This is a genomic window from Mycobacteroides chelonae (genome assembly GCF_016767715.1).
In the GTDB taxonomy this organism is placed as follows: domain Bacteria; phylum Actinomycetota; class Actinomycetes; order Mycobacteriales; family Mycobacteriaceae; genus Mycobacterium; species Mycobacterium gwanakae.
This window is the reverse complement of sequence record NZ_CP050145.1, coordinates 3451069-3472012: the sequence shown is the minus strand read 5'-3', so window position 1 is coordinate 3472012 and position 20944 is coordinate 3451069. Positions and strand designations below refer to the sequence as shown.

General features: G+C 64.7%; 22 protein-coding genes. 10 read left to right on the top strand and 12 right to left on the bottom strand.

All coding sequences use genetic code 11. The annotated features are described in order from the left end of the window. Positions 1-20 precede the first annotated feature (20 nt). The 4 genes from HBA99_RS17130 to HBA99_RS17115 form a co-directional block, all read right to left on the bottom strand. Positions 21-1061, bottom strand: coding sequence for an NAD(P)-dependent alcohol dehydrogenase (locus HBA99_RS17130; RefSeq protein WP_030097103.1), 1041 nt, complete (start codon positions 1059-1061; stop codon positions 21-23). A gap of 59 nt (positions 1062-1120) precedes the next feature. Next, on the bottom strand, positions 1121-3001 hold the full coding sequence (locus HBA99_RS17125) for an ABC transporter ATP-binding protein/permease (protein ID WP_070952202.1): 1881 nt from the start codon (positions 2999-3001) through the stop codon (positions 1121-1123). 132 nt (positions 3002-3133) lie between these two features. Further along, positions 3134-3964, bottom strand: a complete 831-nt coding sequence (locus tag HBA99_RS17120; protein ID WP_420063468.1) for an EamA family transporter — start codon at positions 3962-3964, stop codon at positions 3134-3136. A gap of 38 nt (positions 3965-4002) precedes the next feature. Continuing rightward, positions 4003-4575 (bottom strand): TetR/AcrR family transcriptional regulator, encoded by a 573-nt coding sequence (locus HBA99_RS17115; RefSeq protein ID WP_070950781.1) that lies wholly within the window; start codon positions 4573-4575, stop codon positions 4003-4005. Between the two features lie 36 nt (positions 4576-4611). Here HBA99_RS17115 and HBA99_RS17110 point away from each other — a divergent pair, with 36 nt between their 5' ends. After that, a complete protein-coding gene (locus HBA99_RS17110; protein WP_070950782.1) occupies positions 4612-5028 on the top strand; it encodes a hypothetical protein in 417 nt (138 codons plus the stop codon). A gap of 6 nt (positions 5029-5034) precedes the next feature. On the opposite strand, the gene HBA99_RS17105 is transcribed toward HBA99_RS17110, so the two are convergent. From HBA99_RS17105 to HBA99_RS17090, 4 genes are all read right to left on the bottom strand, one after another. Further along, entirely contained in the window at positions 5035-5508 is a 474-nt protein-coding gene (locus tag HBA99_RS17105; RefSeq protein ID WP_030097110.1) for an SRPBCC family protein, read from the bottom strand. Between the two features lie 135 nt (positions 5509-5643). After that, the gene (locus tag HBA99_RS17100) at positions 5644-6156 is read right to left on the bottom strand and encodes a nitroreductase/quinone reductase family protein (protein WP_030097111.1); all 513 of its coding nucleotides are present in this window, start codon (positions 6154-6156) and stop codon (positions 5644-5646) included. Beyond that, complete coding sequence (locus tag HBA99_RS17095; RefSeq protein ID WP_030097112.1) at positions 6153-6431, bottom strand: YciI family protein; 279 nt, start codon at positions 6429-6431, stop codon at positions 6153-6155. Before HBA99_RS17095 ends, HBA99_RS17100 begins: the two co-directional genes overlap by 4 nt. Positions 6432-6482: 51 nt before the next feature. Then, positions 6483-7556 carry an ABC transporter substrate-binding protein gene (locus tag HBA99_RS17090; protein WP_234796049.1) on the bottom strand — a complete coding sequence of 358 codons (1074 nt, stop codon included), beginning with the start codon at positions 7554-7556 and terminating at the stop codon, positions 6483-6485. Between the two features lie 170 nt (positions 7557-7726). On the opposite strand from HBA99_RS17090, the gene ctaD reads away from it, so the two are divergent. Continuing rightward, positions 7727-9424: an aa3-type cytochrome oxidase subunit I gene (gene ctaD, locus HBA99_RS17085; RefSeq protein ID WP_030097114.1), complete on the top strand. Its 1698-nt coding sequence runs from the start codon at positions 7727-7729 to the stop codon at positions 9422-9424. 18 nt (positions 9425-9442) lie between these two features. Continuing rightward, entirely contained in the window at positions 9443-10678 is a 1236-nt protein-coding gene (gene serB / locus HBA99_RS17080; protein WP_030097115.1) for a phosphoserine phosphatase SerB, read from the top strand. A gap of 18 nt (positions 10679-10696) precedes the next feature. Here serB and yczR read toward each other — a convergent pair whose 3' ends face one another. Then, positions 10697-12145 (bottom strand): MocR-like transcription factor YczR, encoded by a 1449-nt coding sequence (gene yczR, locus HBA99_RS17075; RefSeq protein ID WP_070933235.1) that lies wholly within the window; start codon positions 12143-12145, stop codon positions 10697-10699. A gap of 61 nt (positions 12146-12206) precedes the next feature. On the opposite strand from yczR, the gene yczE reads away from it, so the two are divergent. Further along, positions 12207-12896, top strand: coding sequence for a membrane protein YczE (yczE, locus tag HBA99_RS17070; RefSeq protein WP_070933479.1), 690 nt, complete (start codon positions 12207-12209; stop codon positions 12894-12896). Here the strand turns inward: yczE and HBA99_RS17065 are convergent. Further along, complete coding sequence (locus HBA99_RS17065; RefSeq protein ID WP_070933237.1) at positions 12878-13624, bottom strand: helix-turn-helix transcriptional regulator; 747 nt, start codon at positions 13622-13624, stop codon at positions 12878-12880. The genes yczE and HBA99_RS17065 overlap by 19 nt on opposite strands. Before the next feature lie 120 nt (positions 13625-13744). On the opposite strand from HBA99_RS17065, the gene HBA99_RS17060 reads away from it, so the two are divergent. Genes HBA99_RS17060 through HBA99_RS17040 form a run of 5 tightly spaced genes read left to right on the top strand, consistent with a single transcriptional unit; the run spans position 13745 to position 18413 of the window. Next, on the top strand, positions 13745-14590 hold the full coding sequence (locus tag HBA99_RS17060; RefSeq protein WP_044105339.1) for an ABC transporter ATP-binding protein: 846 nt from the start codon (positions 13745-13747) through the stop codon (positions 14588-14590). After that, a complete protein-coding gene (locus HBA99_RS17055; protein WP_070933239.1) occupies positions 14590-15423 on the top strand; it encodes an NUDIX hydrolase in 834 nt (277 codons plus the stop codon). The genes HBA99_RS17060 and HBA99_RS17055 overlap by 1 nt, the downstream gene beginning before the upstream one ends. After that, entirely contained in the window at positions 15420-16214 is a 795-nt protein-coding gene (locus HBA99_RS17050; RefSeq protein WP_070919254.1) for an enoyl-CoA hydratase, read from the top strand. The genes HBA99_RS17055 and HBA99_RS17050 overlap by 4 nt, the downstream gene beginning before the upstream one ends. Before the next feature lie 21 nt (positions 16215-16235). Continuing rightward, entirely contained in the window at positions 16236-17201 is a 966-nt protein-coding gene (locus HBA99_RS17045) for a class I SAM-dependent methyltransferase (RefSeq protein WP_030097122.1), read from the top strand. Between the two features lie 18 nt (positions 17202-17219). Further along, entirely contained in the window at positions 17220-18413 is a 1194-nt protein-coding gene (locus HBA99_RS17040) for a THUMP-like domain-containing protein (protein WP_070933241.1), read from the top strand. Here the strand turns inward: HBA99_RS17040 and HBA99_RS17035 are convergent. After that, positions 18367-19659 carry an outer membrane protein assembly factor BamB gene (locus HBA99_RS17035; RefSeq protein WP_070922481.1) on the bottom strand — a complete coding sequence of 431 codons (1293 nt, stop codon included), beginning with the start codon at positions 19657-19659 and terminating at the stop codon, positions 18367-18369. The two genes, HBA99_RS17040 and HBA99_RS17035, sit on opposite strands and share 47 nt — an antisense overlap. Positions 19660-19744: 85 nt before the next feature. Here HBA99_RS17035 and HBA99_RS17030 point away from each other — a divergent pair, with 85 nt between their 5' ends. Continuing rightward, entirely contained in the window at positions 19745-20494 is a 750-nt protein-coding gene (locus HBA99_RS17030; RefSeq protein WP_057967380.1) for an acyltransferase, read from the top strand. On the opposite strand, the gene HBA99_RS17025 is transcribed toward HBA99_RS17030, so the two are convergent. Continuing rightward, positions 20478-20924 (bottom strand): nitroreductase family deazaflavin-dependent oxidoreductase, encoded by a 447-nt coding sequence (locus HBA99_RS17025; protein WP_046254307.1) that lies wholly within the window; start codon positions 20922-20924, stop codon positions 20478-20480. The two genes, HBA99_RS17030 and HBA99_RS17025, sit on opposite strands and share 17 nt — an antisense overlap. Positions 20925-20944: the final 20 nt, after the last annotated feature.

Here is a 20944-nt window from a genome sequence, read left to right as displayed (position 1 = left end):
GGTTGTACTCGGGATGAAACTTACAAAGTGGCGGTGTCGATCACGAACCGGTACCGCACATCGCTGGCCACGACGCGCTCGTAGGCCTCGTTGATGTAGTTGGCGTCAATGACTTCGATCTCCGAGCCGATGCCGTGCTTGGCGCAGAAGTCAAGCATCTCTTGGGTTTCCGGGATGCCGCCGATCAACGAACCGGAAATGCTGCGCCGGTTGGTCAGCAGCGGGAAGCCGGGGACCTCGATCGGGTGCTCCGGCAGACCCAATTCCACCAGGGTGCCGTCGACACCCAGCAGGCCCAGGTACTTGCCCATGTCCAGGTTCGAGGACACGGTGTTGAGAATCAGGTCGAAGCTGCTGCGCAGCGACTTGAAGGTGTCCGGGTCGGCGGTGGCGTAGTAGTGGCTGGCGCCCAAACGCAGGCCGTCTTCCATCTTCTTGAGTGACTGGCTCAGGACCGTCACCTCGGCGCCCATCGCCTTGCCGAGCTTGACGGCCATATGGCCGAGGCCGCCGAGTCCGACGACAGCGACGCGCTTGCCGGGGCCTGCGTTCCAGTGCCGCAAGGGAGAGAAGGTGGTGATGCCTGCGCACAGCAGTGGCGCGGCCGCGTCCAGCGGCAGGCTGTCCGGGATGCGCAGCACATAGTTCTCGTCGACGACGATGGCCTGGCTGTACCCACCCTGGGTCTGGGTGCCGTCACGATCCTTGGCGCCGTAGGTGCCCACCATGCCGCGCTCGCAGAACTGCTCCAGCCCGGCGAGGCAGCTCGAACACTCACGGCACGAGTTGACGAAACAGCCGACGCCGGCATGGTCGCCCGGCTTGAACTTGGTTACTTCGGAGCCGACCTCGGTGATGACGCCGGCAATCTCGTGACCGGGGACGATGGGGTAGTTGGCGCGGCCCCACTCGTCGCGGACGGTGTGGATATCGGAGTGACAGATACCGGCGAACTTGATGTCGATGAAGACATCGTGGGGCCCTACTTCGCGCCGTTCGATAGTGGTGGGAACCAGAGGGTCCTTACCGGAAACGGCGGCATAAGCCGACACGGTGACCATATATGCATCCTTTTGCGATAGTTAACATTGCTACCGATTAAAAGCCTACTCGGCCCCGCTTATTCCTGTCCGATGGGAGAGAGCGCCCAGAGCCCCTCGCCCACCAGCTGCAATTTCTGATCGTGATGCTGATCGATGGTGCTGCGATGGCCGACGCTGACGAGTGTGCAGTTGGGCACCTCGGTGCGAAGGAGCCGATAGAGCGCGAATTCCAGCCCTTCGTCGAGCGAGGACGTGGACTCGTCCATGAACACAGCCTTGGGCTTAAGAAGCAGCACCCGGGCGAATGCGACACGTTGCTGCTCGCCGGGGGAGAGCACCTTGATCCAATCGGATTCTTCGTCGAGCCGGTCGGACAGATGACCAAGTGCCACCTTGTCGAGCGTTGTGCGCAGTTCCTCGTCGGTGAAGGTGCCGGCTGGTGCCGGGTAACTCACCGCCTCGCGCAGATCGCCGAGCGGGAGGTACGGCAGCTGCGAGAGGAACAACGTTTCGTGTTCGCCGCCGGGGCGAGTCCAATCGCCATCGGTGTAGGGCCACAGCCCGGCCAGCGAGCGCAGCAGCGTGGTCTTGCCTCCGCCCGAAGGCCCCTTGATGAGTAGCGCGTCGCCCGCGTCAAGACTCAGGTTGAGGTCGTCGATCAGACTGTCGCCATTGGGTTTACGGACGTAGATGTTGTGCAGCGTGACGCCGTCCTCCTGATCGCCCGGCTCAAGCATGGGCAGCTCGCGCGACTGTGCGTCCGCGTGTAACAGGCCATCCAGCCGCATGACGGTGGCGCGGTAGGCGGCGAAGTTGTCGTAGGCGTTTCGGAAGAACGACAGGGAAGTCTGCAGCTGGCCCGCGGCGCTGGCGCTCTGACTTACGTCGCCGTAGGTAATCTGTCCGGCGATAAGTCGCGGAACCTGGAGCACCGAGTTGAAGACCGCCGCGGTTTGCGACACCGCGAAGTTCCAGCCGGTGAAGCCCATGCTCCGATACACCAGCTGCCAGAAGTTATCGATGATTCCGTCGAAGCGGCCTTTGAGCTGCTTGGCCTCGGCCTTCTCGCCGCGATAGAAGGCCACGCTTTCCGAGGTGTCGCGCAGGCGCACCAGCGCATAGCGGAACATGGCGTTGAGGCGTTCGTTGAGGAAGTATCTGCGGATCAGCGGACGCCCGATCCGGAAGGCGATCAAGGTCGTCACGATCACGTAGATATAGGTGAGAAAAACAAGGGCTCTGGGCATTTCGTATCCGAAGACATTCAGCGGACCCGATAGACCCCACAGGATGATGGTGAACGACGGTAGCGAGATGCATGCGTTCACGGCACCGAAGGCCAGGTGTGTCGAAGAGCTTTGAAGCTGCTCCGGCGCGGCCGACATGGCGACAAAGTTGTTGATATCGGCCTGGATTCGTTGATCCGGGTTGTCGATGGTGTTGTCGATGAAGCGTGACCGGTAGAAGGCGCGCTTGGAGAGCCAGTCGGCGGTGATGCGCTCGGTAAGCCATACACGCCACCGAATGATGAATGCCTGCAACAGATATAAATCAGTGACCACCAGCGCGATGTTGATCCCCGCCAAAAGGCAGAACCGGCGGATGTTGAGCCAGAAGAATGCCTTGGCATCCGGCATTCCGCTGCCATCGCGGGCCAATGCCTGGACGATGTACTGAATCGATGCCGACATGTCGTTGTAGTAATACGTGAATACCACTGACAGACGGACATTCACCACTACCGAGAGCAGCACGAGGGCCAGGAGGGCCAAGCCTCCCCGACCGTCGCGGCTGGTGAAGTACAGGCCGGTAATGCGCCAGAATTGCCGACCCCATTGGGTGAACCGAATGATCAAGAACGCGACGGTGAGGAAAACGGCCATGGTTACCGGCCACACCCAGCCGATCCATATCAGCGATCGCCATACCTCCGTGCCCCAGTCGGTCGCCGTCTTCATCGATCAATGTCCTCCGAATCAGTCACTATCCAGTTGACCGCGGAGTGTACGGGCACATGCTGAGCACGTCCTGACAAGCGCCAAGAGTGAACTACTAGACGATGGGTTCTTGGACGCGCGTTGCTGGGTGGATCACAACGCCGTTGGGGTGCGCTTCGGGTCTTCCTCTCTGTGCGCAGCCACCGCCACCACGATTGCCAGGATGCCGAAAAGTTCTGGTGTGCTGGGAACCTGGTGCATAACAAGTACACCGATCGCGGTCGCGGAGAGTGGGAGAAGTGCCAGGAGTACCGCGAAGTGGCTTCGCCCCGCGCGCCTCAGGATCACCTGATCTAGCCCGTAGGGGATGACGTTGGAGAGCACACCCATCAGGAGTCCCAGGACGAGGATGTGAACGACGGGTACCTGACCGTGGATGCCAGCGACGCCCACAGCCAGGGCCGGGGCGGTCACGATCATGGCGACCGTGAAGCCCACCGCGAGTGAGTCTGCCGGGTTGCCCTGCAGCGCAACACGTTTTCCAAGCACGATGTATCCGGCCCAGAACAACGCGGCCAGTAGTGCGAAGGCCATTCCCACCGGCTCGGCGGAAAGCTGTACGTCGGCGATCAGGACCACGCCGACGAGCGCGGCCAGTACCGAGAATCCGTCTCGAAGGGACCGTGATCCGGCGGCGGCCACGCCGATCGGCCCCAGAAATTCGATCGCCACCGCGGTGCCCAACGGCAGCCGGTCGATGGCCAGATAGAACGACATGTTCATCAGCGCGGTGACCACGCCAAAGCTCCCCGCCCACCACAACGCCCGGCCCCGCCAGGCCGCGCCCACGGGCCGGGCGATGGCGAGGAACACGAGCGCCGCACCACATATCCGCAGCCAGGCCACGCTCACCGGGTCGAGCCAGCGGAACAGGCTGACTCCGGCCGCCGCCCCGATGTACAGGGAGGTGCCGCTGACAAGCATGAGTACCGGCGCGGTGAGCCGGTGGTGCCCGGGTTCAGTCACCGCGCTGCCAAGAGCGTGCGGACCGCGTCGGCCAGATCGTCCTCGAGCCACGCGGGCAGGGCGGGCATGTGGCGGCGTACTGCGGCATACGGCAAGTCCACCACGGCCCGCGTGAGCCGGTCGCGTGAGCGCGCATCGGTGCGGCCGTAGATGGCCCGCGTCAGATCCCGCACTGAGGTGAACAGCGGCTCGTTCATCTCGTCGAGCGTGGAGCACGCGTCGGTACCCAGGACGTCGGCACTGCGCAGGGAAAGCAGCAGCCGGGCGTCCTCAGGGCATGCACGCGCGAAGGCGGGCACCGAAAGGGCAAGTGCCACGGCAATTTCAACAGGATCGGCGGAGCTGTGTAACGCATGGAGAGCGTGCTGGTGAAAGCGCTCAACTGCACGTAGCCACGTTGCCGACATGATGGCCTCGCGGTTGCCGAAGCGGTGATTGAGCGTCCCCGGTGGTGCGCCCGAGGCTTCCGCTATCGCCGCAATGGTCGCGGCTCGGGGGCCGCCGTCGAGCAGCAGGGATCGCACCGCGTCAAGGATGGCATCGCTGGTGTGTTTGCGTTCGGGAGCCATCTGGAATATTCGTCCTAATTCTGGTAAATCTGGAATATGGAACATCTATCCTATATTGACGAGCATGCGATTCGTATCGACGCGCCGCGGGGGCAGGTGTGGGAGAGTTTGCGGCGCTACGTGGACGCGGTCTTACGATCCGCCGAGCGCAATCCGCTCGGCGCTGTGTTGGGTACCCGTCCGCGTGCGGGCTTCGCGGTAGACCGCATCGACCCCGAACAACACCTGAGTTTAACTGGGCGGCATCGTTTTTCGCGGTACAAACTAGTGTTTGAGCTCGATGACGACTGCGGCGGCACTACCCGTCTGCGCGCGCAGACGTACGCGGACTTTCCCGGGGTGCGCGGCCGGATCTACCGCGCGCTGGTGATCGGCACCCGCGGACACGTGCTGGCGACCAATCACGTGCTGCGCTCGGTGAAACGCCGCGCCGTCGATGTGGGTTCGCGTTGAACTCAGCTACGAATTCAGTTCTCGTCGTGCCGATTCCTCGGCAAGCGCCCGCTGGAAGCTCCGGACGAATCCGACCTGAGTCTTCTTGAGCTGGCGTTCCAGCAGGCCCGGTAACCGGATCTTGAGATCCAGGGAGATGTCGGCGGTCAGCCGGGATTCGGGCTCGTCGGGGATGACGGTGAACCGGCTGACGTTGTGGCGCAGGGTTCTGCTCTCCAGCAGCGTGAGCTGGCAGCCGTCGGGATACCACTCGTACTCGGTCAGGGAATCGTCGGAGATTCCGAGCGTGGAGCTCACCGTTCGCACCAGCCGTGGTGAGCCGTCGTCAAACGATTCGACGACGGTCATGGTGCTGGTGACCGGTGGCCACGTCGGCAGATGTGGCCGTAGCCAACTGTCGACGGACTCAACGTCCTTGAGTACCTCAAGGACGGTTTCCGGCCGGGCTGCGACGGTGATGTCTAAGCGTTCCTGGATCACGTTCCATCCTTCCGCGGACTGCGGGGAACGTTAGCCCAATATGAGCCCAAATGGGGGCCTTTGTGGCAAGTTGATTGTAAATTACCAGTTCAGAACCGGTACTTAAGGTACGGATACTACCTGTAACGGATAGCTTTACGGGGTGCGCTCAAGGGTGAAAACCCTGATCTCGCGTCCGGTGCGGCCCTTGTACGCGGAGTACACCTCGAGCATCGCCTCGAAGCGCCGGTAGTAGTCGTCGCGCTCGGGGCCCTGGACAAGGGTCGCGATCACGTCGAAGGTCTGGCCGGCCAGTGTCACCTTGGCCCGCGGGTCGGCGAGCAGGTTCGTGGTCCAAGCGGGGTGCTTCTCCTGGCCGAAATTACTGCCCACCAGCGCGATTCGGTCACCATCATGCAGATAAAGCAGCGGAGAGACCCGAGGCTGGCCAGACTTGCGACCCGTCGTGGTCAGCAGCAGCGTCGACAAGCCCAGCGGGCCCAGCACGGTGTATCTGCTACCGGTGCGCTCCATAACGGCCCGGTCCAGTGGCGTCAGTTTCCGGATGGTCCACGAACCCGGTTTGGTGGCGGCGAACTTGGCCGCGACCCGCGACAGAGCACTGTCCGGATTGCCCCAGCGATTCTCAGGAAAACCCTTATCGCTCATGGGATTATCTCCGCCTTGCGGCCCGCGTTGAACCCGATTCGGGTGTATTCGGCGACCCCGGCCGTGGTGTAGGGGTCGGCGGCGATCAAGGCCTCGGCGTCCTGCGCGCTGATATCGCCGGTGACCAGCACGCCCCCGGTGCCGGCCTCGTTGCGGCCACTGATCAGCAGGTTGCCTGCCGCGATCTCGCCATCGAGCCACTCCAGGTGTGCGGGGCGGACAGCGTCCACGACATCGAGCGGTTGGGTATAGGTCAGCTGCAGTACGTGGTACATGCCGGGAGCGTAACGCGTGCAGCGGCGGGCACGGGCTGGGCGACGGGGGATCTAGTTGATGGGTCGGTTGACGAACTGCAAGTCATCGAGAATCCCGCGCGCCGCGACAATTCCGTCCCCGGTCTGCCAGATCTCGTTGTTGACCGCGAACACCCGGTGGTCGCGGGTGGCGCCGAGCGCCATCCAGGGCTTGGTGCTGAAAATCCGGGCGGCGCGATCCTTGGCCGACGGGCTGGTGAACGAGACGTAGACGATGTCGCCCTCGGCGGCCGAGAAGTCGTCGGTGTCGATCTCGATGAAGGGGGTATCGCTAAACCGTTGGGTGGCAGGACGATCCAATCCCGCGGTGGCGAGCACCGATGCCGGGAAGTTGTTGGCCCCGTATACCCGCACCGTCTGATCGGTGAACTGGACGATCGAGGCCTGGAAGTGTGCGGTGTCGTTCTCGCGGCCCACCTTCTTGGCGGCGTCGACGAAATCCGACCACAGTTTGTCGGTCTCCGCGGTCCGGCGGGTCGCCTTACCTACCAGCCGGACGTGCTCGGCCAGATCGTGTCCCGACACGATCACGGTGGGAGCGATGGCGCTCAGGTCGAGGTAGGAATTCTGCTCCCCATTGGAGCTCAGGATGAGATCCGGCTTGGCGGCGCCGATCTTGGCTAGATCCGGAGATGCCATCGGGCCGATCGACGGCAGGTCGTGGACCGTCGTGCCCAGGTATGACGGGGGAGAGGTCGCGCGGTCAGCCAGCCCGACCCCGACGATGCGATCCTGCAGCCCGAGCGCACACAGGGTGTCGATGGCGCCGCCGTCAAGGACCACGATCCGCTTGGGGTCTTGGGGTACCTCGGTCTCGCCCTGTGCGTGCCTCACTTCGCGTGGCGCGGCGGGGTCGAGGGCCGCCGGATCCTTGGCGCAGGACTCGTCGGGCTTGCGCTCATTACCCAACACGCCCGCGCCGGCAATCCTCGTCGTACTGGTGACCACGGTGCTCGCGGTCTCGTTGGTGGGTTTCTCGGTACAGCCGGCCACCGTCGCCGCCGCCAGTGCCGCCGATATCACGGCAGCGCCCCAGAACCTCACTGTCTGCACCCGGTTGAACTTACCGCGCGGGGTCGTGAACACGCGGGTAGGACCACGGCAGGGCCCGGTGACCACGTCCGCGCGGATGGTAATCAACCCTAAGTACGACTCTCTGTAGGACCCGCTCCGCGATCGGGGGTGGCGCGGGCTAGGATTCACCCCAGACATGCAGTCACTGGAACGACTGCGCGCTACGAGGAATCGGAGGAGCCGTGACCGCCGAAGCACCCCCCATTGGTGGATTGCAGGCCAGCCGCCCGTTCCCGCCCCGCACGGGCGCGCGGGGCACTCTGATCTATCGCTTGATCACGACCACCGATCACAAGCTGATCGGCATCATGTACCTGGTCGCGTGCTTCGCGTTCTTCCTCATCGGCGGCTTGATGGCGCTGTTCATGCGCGCCGAGCTGGCCGTGCCGGGTCTGCAGTTCCTGTCCAACGAGCAGTTCAACCAGCTGTTCACCATGCACGGCACCGTGATGCTGCTGTTCTACGCGACGCCCATCGTGTTCGGCTTCGCGAACGTGGTGCTGCCGTTGCAGATCGGCGCCCCCGACGTCGCCTTCCCGCGGTTGAACGCCTTCTCCTTCTGGCTGTTCCTGTTCGGCGCCATGATCGGTATCGCCGGCTTCATCACCCCCGGCGGCGCCGCCGACTTCGGCTGGACCGCCTACACCCCGTTGACCGACGCCATCCACTCGCCGGGTGCCGGTGCTGACCTGTGGATCATGGGTCTGGCCGTCGGTGGTCTGGGCACCATCCTCGGTGCGGTCAACATGATCACCACGGTCGTGTGTATGCGCGCCCCCGGCATGACCATGTTCCGGATGCCGATCTTCACCTGGAACATCCTGGTGACCAGCGTGCTGGTGCTGCTGGCCTTCCCGCTGCTGACCGCGGCGCTGTTCGGTCTGGCGGCCGACCGGCACCTCGGCGCACACGTCTTCGATCCCGCCAACGGCGGTGTCCTGCTGTGGCAGCACCTGTTCTGGTTCTTCGGACACCCCGAGGTGTACATCATCGCGCTGCCGTTCTTCGGCATCGTCTCGGAGATCTTCCCGGTGTTCAGCCGTAAGCCGATCTTCGGTTACACCACGCTGATCTACGCGACGCTCGGTATCGCGGCGCTGTCCATCGCGGTGTGGGCGCACCACATGTATGCCACCGGCGCCGTGCTGCTGCCGTTCTTCTCCTTCATGACGTTCCTGATCGCCGTCCCGACGGGTATCAAGTTCTTCAACTGGATCGGCACCATGTGGAAGGGCCAGCTGACCTTCGAAACCCCGATGATCTTCTCGGTGGGCTTCCTGGTCACCTTCCTCTTCGGTGGTCTGACCGGCGTACTGCTGGCCATGCCCCCTGTCGACTTTCACGTCACCGACTCGTACTTCGTGATCGCGCACTTCCACTACGTGCTCTTCGGCACCATCGTGTTCGCGACGTACGCCGGTATCTACTTCTGGTTCCCGAAGATGACCGGCCGCCTGCTCGACGAGCGCCTCGGCAAGTTCCACTTCTGGCTGACCTTCATCGGATTCCACTCCACGTTCCTGGTGCAGCACTGGCTGGGTAACCAGGGCATGCCGCGTCGTTACGCCGACTACCTGCCCACCGACGGCTTCACCTTCCTGAACTCGTTCTCGACGGTCGGTGCTTTCATCCTGGGTGCCTCGACCCTGCCGTTCCTGTGGAACGTGTTCAAGAGCTACCGGTACGGCGAGGTTGTCACGGTCGACGACCCGTGGGGCTACGGCAACTCCCTGGAGTGGGCCACCAGCTGCCCGCCGCCGCGGCACAACTTCTCCGAGCTGCCCCGAATCCGTTCGGAGCGCCCGGCATTCGAGCTGCACTACCCGCACATGTCCGAGCGCATGCGCGCTGAGGCACATGTGGGTGGCGGCCATAAATAACGGCCGCGATACGCAGCTGTGAGTGACCGCGTCACGGTTCTGATCACCGTCACCGGGGCCGATAAACCCGGCGTCACCTCGGTGCTGATGGGGGTGCTGTCCCGCCACGGTGTCGAGCTGCTGAATGTCGAACAGGTTGTCATTCGCGGCAAGCTCACGCTCGGTGTCCTCGTCAAGGCACAGGGTCGCAGCGAAGCTGTTGAGGCGCTGCAGGACGAGCTCGAAGAGGCCATGCATACCCTCGGATTCGATGTCGACGTCGAATTCGGTGGGGACAGTTCGGTGATCAAAGATCCGTCGACGCACACCATCGTGGTGCTCGGGAGGCCGGTCACGGCGCGCGCTTTCGGCGCGGTCGCCCGCGGGCTGGCCGGTCTCGGCATCAACATCGACCTCATCCGGGGTATCGCCGACTACCCGGTGACCGGCCTGGAACTGCGCGTCACCGTCCCGCAAGCTCAGCTGACCGATGTCGACCTGCACACCGCGATGGCCCAGGTGGCCGCCGACGAGCCGGTGGATATCGCCGTCGAGCACAGCAGTCTGGACCGGCGGGCCAAGCGGCTCATCGTTTTTGACGTGGATTCGACCCTTGTCCAGGGTGAGGTCATCGAGATGCTGGCCGATCGGGCCGGCGCGCGCGAGCAGGTCGCCGCGATCACCGAGGCCGCCATGCGTGGGGAACTCGACTTCGCCGAGTCGCTGCACCAGCGGGTCGCCACACTCGCCGGGCTTCCCGAGTCGGTACTCGACGATGTCGCCGACGAATTGGTGCTCACGCCGGGCGCGCGTACCACCATCCGGACTCTGCGTCGGCTGGGCTACTCCTGCGGCGTGGTGTCGGGTGGATTCCGTCAGGTGATCGAGCCGCTGGCGCATGAACTGGCCCTGGACTTTGTGGCGGCCAATGTCTTGGAGATCGTCGACGGCAAGCTCACCGGCCGGGTGATCGGGGAGGTGGTTGACCGCCCCGGCAAGGCCAAGGCATTGCGCCAATTCGCCTATGAGGCAGGTGTTCCGCTGGCGCAAACGGTGGCCGTCGGAGACGGTGCGAACGATATCGACATGCTTTCGGCGGCCGGGCTCGGCGTGGCCTTCAATGCCAAACCCGCGCTGCGGAAGGTGGCCGACGCGTCGGTGAGCCAGCCGTATCTGGATGTGGTGCTCTTCATCCTCGGTATCACCCGCGCCGAGATCGAGGCGGCCGATGCCGTCGACGGTGGCGTGCGTCGCGTCGATATCCCGGACGACTAGCCGCTGCCGGATCGGGCCTCAGCCCACCATCGCCGAGTCGGAAAGCGGCAGTGCACCGGTCACGGTGTGCCAGGCCTGGGCCAGCAGCTCGACACCGCGTATCAACTCATCGTCATGCTGGGTGAAGGGCACTCGCACGAATCGTTCCAGCGAGCCGCCGACACCGAACCGAGGGCCGGCGGCGATACGGACCCCGAGGCGCGCGGCCGCGGCGGCGAGCGCGGTACTCATCGGGGCGGGCAACCGGGCCCAGATGCACAGTCCGCCTTCGGCTTCCTGTAGCTCCCAATCGGGGAGCCGACGACGCAGCTCGGCCAATACCAGGGCGCGCCGTGCGCGCAGGGTCGCCCGCTGCACGGCCTCCACCTCGTCCGCGTGTTCCAGAAGCTCGGCGGCGGCCAACTGCTCCAGGATCGGCGTGCCCGTGTCCATGGCGGAGCGCACTGCCGCGAGCCGGGCGACCGTAGTGCGGTCGGCACGGACCCAGCCGACGCGCATCCCGCCCCAGAACGACTTCGACATCGACCCGATGGTGACCACCAGATCGGGCCGGGCCACCAGCGAAGCCATCGGCGCGGGGGTCGAGGCCTCGTGCCAGGCACCGACAAGTGACTCATCGACAACGGTGCGGGTTCGAGTCTGGGATATTATGTCCCCCAACATCTTTCGCTGCGCAAGCGGCATCGTGAGGCCGGTGGGATTGTGGTTGTCCAGCACCAGGTAGGCCAGGTTGGGGGCCGCTTGGCGGATGGTGGTCTCCATGCCGGTCATATCCCAGCCGGATTCGCGCTCGTGGGTGTGCATCGGTACCGGAACCGGGCGCCCGCCACGCTGGGTTATCGCATCGAGTGCGCCGTGGTACGTCGGCTGCTCCACCAGGACCCGGTCGCCGGGCTCCACGAAGGCGCCGAGGAGCAAGGCGATGGCCTGCTGGGCGCCGCAGGTCACCATGATCTGATCCTCGGTAGTAGGCAGCCCGCGTCGTGAGAAGTGCTCGGCGATACGAGGGCGCAGTTCTGGAATGCCCACCAGCTCATGGCCGATCCCCCGAAGATGGGTCGGCAGCTTGGTCAGGGCCACCTGGTAGGCGTCCAGTACCGCGGCCGCCGGCGCTGCGGTCGCGGCGTTTTGCAGGTCGATCATCGGGGTTGCCAATCCCGTTGTGGCCGAGGGTGATCGGTCGGGTCCGGGCAGGGCGGTAGTGCTGCGCGCGCCCTGGCGGCCGCGCAGATATCCGCTCTCGCGCAGTTCTGCGTACGCGGCGGTGACGGTGGTGCGGCTGACGTGCAGGGCACTTGCCAATGCTCGTTCGCTGGGGATGCGGGCCCCCAGGGGCAGACGTCCGTCGATCACGAGAAGCCGGATCGCATCCGCCAACGCTCCGTAGGCGGGTCCGGCAGACCCCGCCGTGCGCCATTGGCCGAGGTGACGGGCCAGGGTGTCTGCAACGACCACACGATCGGACATAAAAGCCAGTGTGACTCAACTGGCTATTGAAAGACAAGCCAGTTGGCCAGAAAATCGTGTGGTGACCGGGAAATGGATTGGATGGAGTGCGCGCGGTACCGCGCTGTTGGTGGGTCTGTACCTGTACGGGGTCTCGATGGCACTGATGGTGCGGGCGGGCCTCGGGCTGGACCCGTGGGACGTGTTCCATCAGGGGCTCTCCCTTCGGACCGGAATGAGCATTGGGCTGGCCTCGGCGGTGACCGGTGTCGTGGTGCTTCTCGCGTGGATTCCGTTGCGTAACAAGCCTGGTGTCGGGACGATCGCCAATATTGTTGTCATCGCCGTCGCCGTCGATTCCACATTGGCCTGGTTGTCCGCGCCCTCGGCGATGGCTGTGCGGGTGGCGTTCCTGGTCGGCGGCGTACTGCTGAACGCGATTGCCACGGTGCTTTATGTCGGCGCTGGGCTGGGCCCGGGGCCTCGTGATGGACTGACAACTGGACTGGTTCATCGCACCGGTCGGTCAGTACGGCTGATCAGAACCACCATCGAGGTCATTGTGGTGGGGACGGGCTGGCTGCTCGGCGGCAACGTCGGGGTGGGGACCGTGCTCTACGCGCTAGGTATTGGCCCCCTCATTCAGGTGGTGTTGCGGCTGCTGCCACGGCGGCTGCTGGCCGCCAGCGGCTGGGGCGTGGTGTTGAGCACGCAGCGTGAGAACGCCGCGTGCGCGGCGCCGTCGAAATCACCTCAGGATGTGGCGGCCTGACTGTGCCGGTCGAGTGACTCGGCATCGGCAAACAACTGATTGCGAACCGCTTCCGGGAGGTCGAGCAGTTTGGATGTCAACTCGGACACCACTGGGTTCTGGGCGAGTTCAAGGGTGGTCAGATCGGCATCCAGCTCGTCTGCGTAGCCACTATCTGTGAAGTAACGGACATCGATGCGGAAAGCGTGCGCGATGCTCTCCAGTGCTTGCAGGGAAGGGCGTCCTCGCTGCCCATTGCGCAGCTGTGACAGATAAGGCGCCGAGACCACGGTGCCGCCGGTACGCATGAACACAAGGAATTCGCTGTTGGAGTAGGGGCCGCGGCCCGGTGTATGCAGCACCGCGAACACCCGGTTAAGTCTGGCGACGAATTCCTCTTGCGCTCGGGAGTCCTTGAACGGATAGAGGGCATTGCGGTTGCTCTCAGCCGACGAATCGAGTTTTGATGTGCGACTATCGTCCGGAATATCCGATCCTTGAATTCGCCGGTTGGCATCGATCAGGCGGCCTAGAGCCGTCGTATCGCGACGCAGCTGAGACTGGAAGGCGTCCACTCGGCGACGCCATGCCTTGAGGTCATCCCATACCCATGATCGATCCTCGCCATGAGCTGCACGTTGCTGAATGCGACATGCCTCGGCATCGAGCTGTGCGATCAGTCGATGGTTAGCAAGCCCGATGTGGTGCACCGTGTCCAGGTAGGGATCCGGATCAAGATCGTTTGTCATATGGTTGCCTAGAATTCCTTCCGAGCTTGCTGACGTATGGATGAGGATACGCGATAGAGGTCTGGGCGCATGGTCAGGACGGCCCGCGGGATGGCTCCCGCTCGCCGCTTGCCGGGCTCGATGCGGCACGATGGCCCCGTGGCCGAAATTGATCCGGACCTTCTGCTCGATTTCCGCGATGTGCTGCTGCGCCGCAATCGCAAGGTGTTGGTAGGCCCGGTTACCTGGTCGGTGGAGCTTGACGAACGGTGGGTGGTTCTCGGCCCCAACGGTGCCGGGAAGACATCGTTGCTGCGGATCGCGGCGGCCATGGAGCACCCGTCATCGGGGGAGGCCGTGATCCTCGGCGAGCGGTTGGGCCGTGTCGATGTTTCCGAGCTCAAGGCGCGAATCGGACTGAGCTCGGCCGCGCTTGCGCAGCGGATACCGGATGACGAAGTAGTGCGTGACCTGGTGGTATCGGCCGGCTATGCGGTGCTGGGGCGCTGGCGCGAGGAGTACGAGGAGATCGATACGGCGCGCGCCATCGACATGCTCGAGACGCTGGGCGCCGAGCATCTGGCAGAACGCACGTACGGCACGCTCTCCGAGGGAGAGCGCAAGAGGGTGCTCATCGCGCGTGCGCTCATGACCGATCCCGAATTGCTACTCCTCGACGAGCCGGCGGCCGGGCTGGACCTGGGTGGGCGTGAGGAACTTGTGGCCCGGCTGGGTGAGCTCGCGGCCGATCCGGATGCGCCCGCGATGGTTTTGGTGACTCACCACGTGGAGGAGATCCCACCGGGTTTCAGTCACGCGTTGTTGCTGTCCGAGGGAGGGATTGTCGCTCACGGTCTGTTGGCGGATGTGATGACCAGTGAGAATTTGTCCCGCGCGTTTGGGCAGTCGATCGTGGTTGAGATGATCGATGGGCGTTACTTCGCGCGACGCGCCCGGCCCCGCGCCGCACATTCCAGGAGGCAGTAGTGACATCTACCCCCAACGATCCAGCGCCGCCGAAGCCGGCGGCGACCGTCGTACTCATACGTGACGGCGCCGTCGGTGTCGAGGCCTTTCTGATGCGTCGCGATAACGCCATGGCCTTCGCCGGGGGAATGACGGTCTTCCCGGGCGGCGGGGTGGACTCGCGGGATCTGCGTGCGGATGTGCCGTGGGTAGGCCCGGATGTCGCGTGGTGGGCCGAACAATTCGGCGTGACACCCGAGCTGGCATCGGCACTGGTGTGCGCGGCCGCGCGCGAGACCTTCGAGGAATGCGGTGTGTTGTTCGCGGGCACCTCGGATACCTCGATCGTCGAGGACGCGGCGGTCTATCACCAGGCGCGCAAGGATCTGTCGGACAAGTCCCTGTCCTTTGCGGAGTTCCTGCAGCGCGAGGGCTTGCTTTTGCGGGCAGACTTGCTGCGGCCGTGGGCCAACTGGATCACTCCGGAGGCAGAACCGCGTCGCTATGACACCTTCTTCTTCGTCGCGGCATTGCCCTCGGGACAGGATGCCGACGGCGACAACACCGAGGCGGTCGCCTCGGGATGGCAGACCCCCGGCGCCGCGATCTCGGCCTTTACCGAACGGCGCAGTTTCTTGCTTCCGCCGACCTGGTCCCAGCTCGACGCCGTGTCCTCGTCCGGTGCGACGGTCGCGGACGTGCTGGCTTCCGTGCGGGAGATCGCGCCGATCATGCCGATCTTGACCGAGCAGGACGGCCGATGGCTCGTCCAATTCGCCGATGTGGACCGCTACGAGGCGGCCCGGCAGGGCGCCGTGGAGATCCCCGAGGTGACCGGGACGGAGCTGACGTGACCGAACCCGAGTTCGTGTCGGTGCGCACCGCGCCCGAATACCCCGGCATCGGCACCATCGCACTGTCGCGTCCGCCCACCAATGCCCTTACCCGCCAGATGTACCGCGAACTGGCGCTGGCTGCGGCCGAGGCGAACGCGCGCGAGGACATCCGGGTCGTCATTGTCTACGGCGGGCACGAAATCTTTTGCACTGGAGATGATTTGGATGAACTATCGGAGTTGACCGCCGAGGAGATGTCGCGCAGCGCCGGTGACCGGCAGGCCGCGCTGACCGCGGTGGCGGAGCTGGCCAAACCGACAGTCGCCGCCATCACCGGGTACGCCTTGGGTAGCGGCCTGGAGCTGGCACTGGCAGCCGACTGGCGGATCGCCGGGGACAACGCCAAGGTCGGTTCGCCCGAGATCCTGGCGGGCATGATCCCGGGTGGCGGCGGCACGGTGCGGTTGGCGCGCGTTGTGGGGCTGAGCCGGGCCAAGGAAATGGTGTTCAGTGGCCGCCTGGTTGGCGCCAAGGAGGCCCTGCGGATGGGGCTCCTGGACCAGATGGTGGCACCCGACGACGTCTACACCGAGGCGGCAGCGTGGGCCCGGCGCTTTGTCGACGGGCCGCCCTTGGCACTCGCCGCCGCCAAACAGGCCATCGACCACGGCTTCGACAGTCCGTTGGCCGGGGGACTGGACAGGGAACGCGAGCTGTTTTGCCAGGTGTTCGCGACGCAGGACCGCGTGGACGGGGTGGCTGCTCAGCTGGAGATCGGCCCAGGGACGGCCCGGTTCAGGGGAGCCTAACCAGGCGTTAGGCTGACGGCCATGACGGAGATTTCGGAGCCGACGACCAAGGCCACTGCGGAGCAGGTCGCTGCTGCTTTTGAGGACAACAAACTCGCCCAGATCCTGTACCACGACTGGGAGGCAGAGACCTACGACGAGAAGTGGTCCATCTCCTATGACCAGCGATGCATCGACTACGCGCGCGGCCGGTTCGACGCCATTGTGCCCGTCGAGGACCAGCGCGAGCTGCCCTACGAACGTGCCCTGGAGCTGGGGTGTGGCACCGGCTTCTTCCTGCTGAACCTGATGCAGTCGGGTGTCGCGCGCCGTGGTTCGGTCACCGACCTGTCGCCGGGCATGGTCAAGGTCGCCACGCGTACCGGCAAGGAGCTGGGTCTGGACGTCGACGGCCGGGTCGCCGACGCCGAGCGGATTCCTTATGACGACAACACCTTCGATTTGGTGGTGGGCCATGCCGTGCTGCACCACATTCCCGATGTCGAGCTGTCGCTGCGTGAGGTGCTGCGGGTGCTCAAGCCGGGCGGACGGTTCATCTTCGCCGGGGAGCCCACCACGGTCGGCAACCTCTACGCCCGCGCGCTGGCGAATCTGACCTGGAAGGCCACGGTCCAGGCGATGAAGCTGCCCGGACTGGAGAGTTGGCGGCGTCCGCAGGAGGAGCTCGACGAGAACTCGCGCGCTGCCGCCCTCGAATGGGTGGTTGACCTGCACACCTTTGATCCTGCAGACCTGGAGAAGATGGCCACCAACGCCGGTGCTGTCGCGGTGCGGACCGCCAGCGAGGAATTCACGGCCGCCATGCTGGGCTGGCCCGTGCGCACGTTCGAGTCGACGGTGCCGCCCGGCAAGTTGGGCTGGGGCTGGGCGAAGTTCGCGTTCGGCGGTTGGAAGGCGCTCAGCTGGGTCGACGAGAACGTGTGGCGTCACGTGGTGCCGAAGGGCTGGTACTACAACGTGATGATCACAGGGCTCAAGTCCTCCTAATCCCTGGAATTCCCGCCGGTGTTCGAGCCTTCCGACGTTGCATATCTGTCGTCGGAGGCAGGCAGTGCGGACCTCGCACGGGCTTCGGCGTACACGTTCTCTGCGGGCACCCTGGTGGCCGATACGGCGGCTCTGCGTACCGAATTCGGTGACCGCGCCGCAGTTTTGGCACAGACGGTGCAGCTGCGCCGTAAGGCGGCGGCCAAGCTGGGCGACGTACAGGATTGGCTGTTTACCGATGACGCGCTACAGCAGGCGACACCTGCGGCAGTGGCGCGGCATCGCGCCGAGCGCCTGGCCGATCGGGTGGTTCACGATGTCACCTGTTCGGTCGGTACCGAGCTGGCCGCCCTCGACGGTGTCGCCGCGACGGTCATCGGCAGCGATATCGATCCGGTGCGAACGGCGATGGCACGTCACAACATTGGCAGGCAAGTTCTGATCTGTCAGGCAGATGCGCTGGCACCTTCCAGTCGCGCCGACGTGGTGATTGCCGATCCGGGGCGCCGCTCCGGCGGGCGCCGGCGGTTCGACCCCTCGGCATACTCGCCGCCACTGGACCTGGTGCTGCGGACATACGCGGATCGCGATCTGGTCGTCAAATGCGCGCCGGGACTGGACTTCACCGATCTACGGGAACAGACCGGATTCGGTGGCGAGATCGAGGTTGTTTCCCTTGATGGCGGCGTTCGGGAGGCGTGTCTGTGGTCGGCAGGGTTGGCACGGGCGCGCAGGCGCGCCACGGTGCTCTCGACGGCCGGCGACGGCTTCCAGCTGACAGATGTCGATCCCGATGACTGTGCATTTGCCGAGGCGGGCGAGTGGATCATCGACCCCGATGGTGCGGTGGTGCGTGCGGGCCTGGTGCGGCAATACGCTGCGCGGCATGGGTTGTGGCAGTTGGATCCCCGCATCGCGTACCTGTCGGGGGATTCGGTGCCCGCCGGTGTGCAGGGCTACCGGGTGCTCGACGCGCTGGCGTATAGCCAGAAACGGCTGCGCCAGGCGCTCGCCGCACGAGACTGCGGTTCTGTCGAGATCACCGTGCGCGGGGTAGACGTCGACCCCGCGGTGCTGCGCACCAGGATGAAGTTGCGAGGCGGTGTGGCGCTCTCGGTCGTCATCACCCGGATAGGTAGTGACGCAAGAGCATTCGTCTGTGCGGCTAGGTCCCCGGGCGGAACCCGTACACCTGGCCCTCGCTCAGCGTGACGATCACGCGCTGATCCGGTCCAATCGAGATGCCGACCGGGACGCCGGCGGCATCGGGTAGCGGATAGCGGTTGATGGTGGCTCCGTCCGGGGTGTTGAACACCACCAGAGCCAGGCCCTTGTCTCCGTCCTTGACCACGGCATAACCGACGTTTCCGGCGGCCTGGCTGGATGTCGAGAGCGGAACGAGGTCGTCGCGCCGCCAGGCGATTTCACCCTTGCTGCCGGAGTCTTTGATGGCCACCAGGGTGGCCTTATCGCCGGTTCCGGCGATGATGGTTCCGTCCGGTGCGACGGAGGGCGGTGTGACGGCGTTGAATCCCAAGGGCAGCGACCATTTCTGGCTGCCATCGAAGGTATGCATCGCGTGGAGCGAACCCTTGCGGTCATTGATGTAGACCGTTTCGCCATCTCGAGACATCACCGGGGAGCCGATCACGCCTTCGTCAATGATCTTGTTGGCCCACTTGTGTTTCAGGGTGATGTGGCCGTCGGCGTCGTACGTGATTCCCAGCAGCACGGGTACGGGTTTTCCTGGCTGCCACAGCGTGGTGACGATGGTGCCGGTTTCCGGGTCGTAGGCGGGTGAGGCGGATACCGGACATTGCGGTCCCGCCGCTTCGCAGTCACCCAGGCCGCGCCGCGGATCGGTCGGATCGACACCTTCGAGCAGATCCATGGGGGTGCCCACGACCTCACCGCGCTGCGCGTTGAAGATCAGTATCTGACCGAGGTGCGTGACGATGAGGAGCCGTCCGGGCTCGACGATCTTGGGTGTGGTGGGTGCGCCGATTACTGGCTTGCGCCACCGGATCCACTGGGTGGGGGGAAATGACACCACGGCGCCGGGCTGGCCCATGTAGATGTTGTTGTAGCCGTCGGCGAGCGGTCCGGACCATGGGCTGCCGGTGACCATCCGGGTGCACCAGCGCTGGCGCGCGGCCTTGTTGTTCTCCCACTCCATGAGCGTGCAACCGGCAGGGGTGTCGGCACTGACCGCGATGAAGTTGTCGATGCCGATGGCCGCGGCACTGCCTATCTGGCCCTTGGTGTTCCGGCTCCATTCCAGGGTCAGTTCGCGAGCACCCTCGGTGGGCGTGTAGCTGCTGTTGTGCGCGTCGGCGTAGCTTGCGGACCAGCCTGGCGCCGCTTTGATGTTGATCCAGGAATCATCGCCGGAGCATCCGGTGACGGTGAGGAGTGTCGCGAAGACCATGCTCGCGAGTACTCGTGCCCGGGAAAGCACGGTGAGACACTCCTTCCTTAGGGGGCGGTCCGGCCCATCGCAGGGTAGCGTGCGCGCTCTGCCGCGTCCCGTAGGCTGTGCGGCCATGACGACGATGTGGGGCGCTCCCCTGCACAAGCGGTGGCGCGGACAGCGCCTGCGCGACCCGGCACAAGCCAAATTCCTGACCAAGGCCTCACTGCGATGGGTGATCGCGAACAAGGCATACACACCGTGGTACCTGGTGCGGTACTGGCGTCTGCTCAAGTTCAAGCTCTCCAATCCGCACATCGTCACGCGCGGCATGCTGTTCCTGGGCAAGAACGTCGAGATCCACTGCACACCAGAGCTGGCCCGGATGGAGATCGGCCGGTGGGTGCACATCGGCGATGGAAACTCGTTGCGCGCCCACGAGGGTTCACTGCGGCTGGGCGACAAGGTGGTGTTCGGTAAGGACAACGTCGTCAACGCCTACATCGATATCGAGTTCGGTGACTCCGCCCTGATGGCCGACTGGTGCTATGTGTGCGATTTCGACCATCGGATGGAAGACATCACCTATCCGATCAAGGACCAGGGAATCGTCAAGTCCCCGGTGCGCATCGGGCCGGATACCTGGATCGCCACCAAGGTGACGATCCTGCGGGACACGATCGTCGGCCGCGGCTGCGTGCTCGGCGCTCACGCCGTGGTCAAGGGTGTCATTCCGGACTACTCGATTGCGGTCGGTGCCCCGGCCAGGGTCGTCAAGAACCGCAAGGTGGCCTGGGACGCCTCGGCTGCGCAACGAGCTCAGCTGGCCGAGGCGCTGGCCGATATCGAACGTAAGAAGGCGGCCGCTAACTCACCGGAGTGAGGGTGAACAGCGGGAACACCCGCGTGGTGCGCTTCGTGTACTCGGCGTAGGGCGGGAAGGCCGCCACGGCACGTTCCCACCAGTTCGCACGCTCGGCGTCGTCCGAGATTTCTTCGGCACGGACGGTCTGCACGTTCTCGCCGTCGCGCAGCTCGAAGACCGGATTGGCACGCAGATTCGCAACCCAGGCGGGATTCTTCGGTGCGCCGCCGATCGAGCCGACCGCGAGGTACACGCCCTCGTGTTCCACACGCATGAGCGGCGCCTTGCGGATCTGTCCCGATTTCGCGCCGACGGTGTACAAGATCACGACGGGGATGCCCTCTAACGTGGTGCCCTCGACGCCGCCGCTGGATTCGTAGATCTCGATCTGCTCGTCGACCCACTGTGGGTTGGTGGCGATGTATTCGAAGGTGAATTCGTTGGTCACCGTGGCTGCAACACCTGCCG

Bases quoted from the DNA above. Each gene is read 5' to 3' on its own strand.
- HBA99_RS17130 (WP_030097103.1), bottom strand. From the start codon at position 1,061: ATGGTCACCGTGTCGGCTTATGCCGCCGTTTCCGGTAAGGACCCTCTG.
- HBA99_RS17125 (WP_070952202.1), bottom strand. From the start codon at position 3,001: ATGAAGACGGCGACCGACTGGGGCACGGAGGTATGGCGATCGCTGATA.
- HBA99_RS17120 (WP_420063468.1), bottom strand. From the start codon at position 3,964: ATGCTTGTCAGCGGCACCTCCCTGTACATCGGGGCGGCGGCCGGAGTC.
- HBA99_RS17115 (WP_070950781.1), bottom strand. From the start codon at position 4,575: ATGGCTCCCGAACGCAAACACACCAGCGATGCCATCCTTGACGCGGTG.
- HBA99_RS17110 (WP_070950782.1), top strand. From the start codon at position 4,612: ATGGAACATCTATCCTATATTGACGAGCATGCGATTCGTATCGACGCG.
- HBA99_RS17100 (WP_030097111.1), bottom strand. From the start codon at position 6,156: ATGAGCGATAAGGGTTTTCCTGAGAATCGCTGGGGCAATCCGGACAGT.
- HBA99_RS17095 (WP_030097112.1), bottom strand. From the start codon at position 6,431: ATGTACCACGTACTGCAGCTGACCTATACCCAACCGCTCGATGTCGTG.
- yczR (WP_070933235.1), bottom strand. From the start codon at position 12,145: ATGTCCGATCGTGTGGTCGTTGCAGACACCCTGGCCCGTCACCTCGGC.
- HBA99_RS17065 (WP_070933237.1), bottom strand. From the start codon at position 13,624: ATGACAAACGATCTTGATCCGGATCCCTACCTGGACACGGTGCACCAC.
- HBA99_RS17060 (WP_044105339.1), top strand. From the start codon at position 13,745: ATGCGGCACGATGGCCCCGTGGCCGAAATTGATCCGGACCTTCTGCTC.
- HBA99_RS17045 (WP_030097122.1), top strand. From the start codon at position 16,236: ATGACGGAGATTTCGGAGCCGACGACCAAGGCCACTGCGGAGCAGGTC.
- HBA99_RS17030 (WP_057967380.1), top strand. From the start codon at position 19,745: ATGACGACGATGTGGGGCGCTCCCCTGCACAAGCGGTGGCGCGGACAG.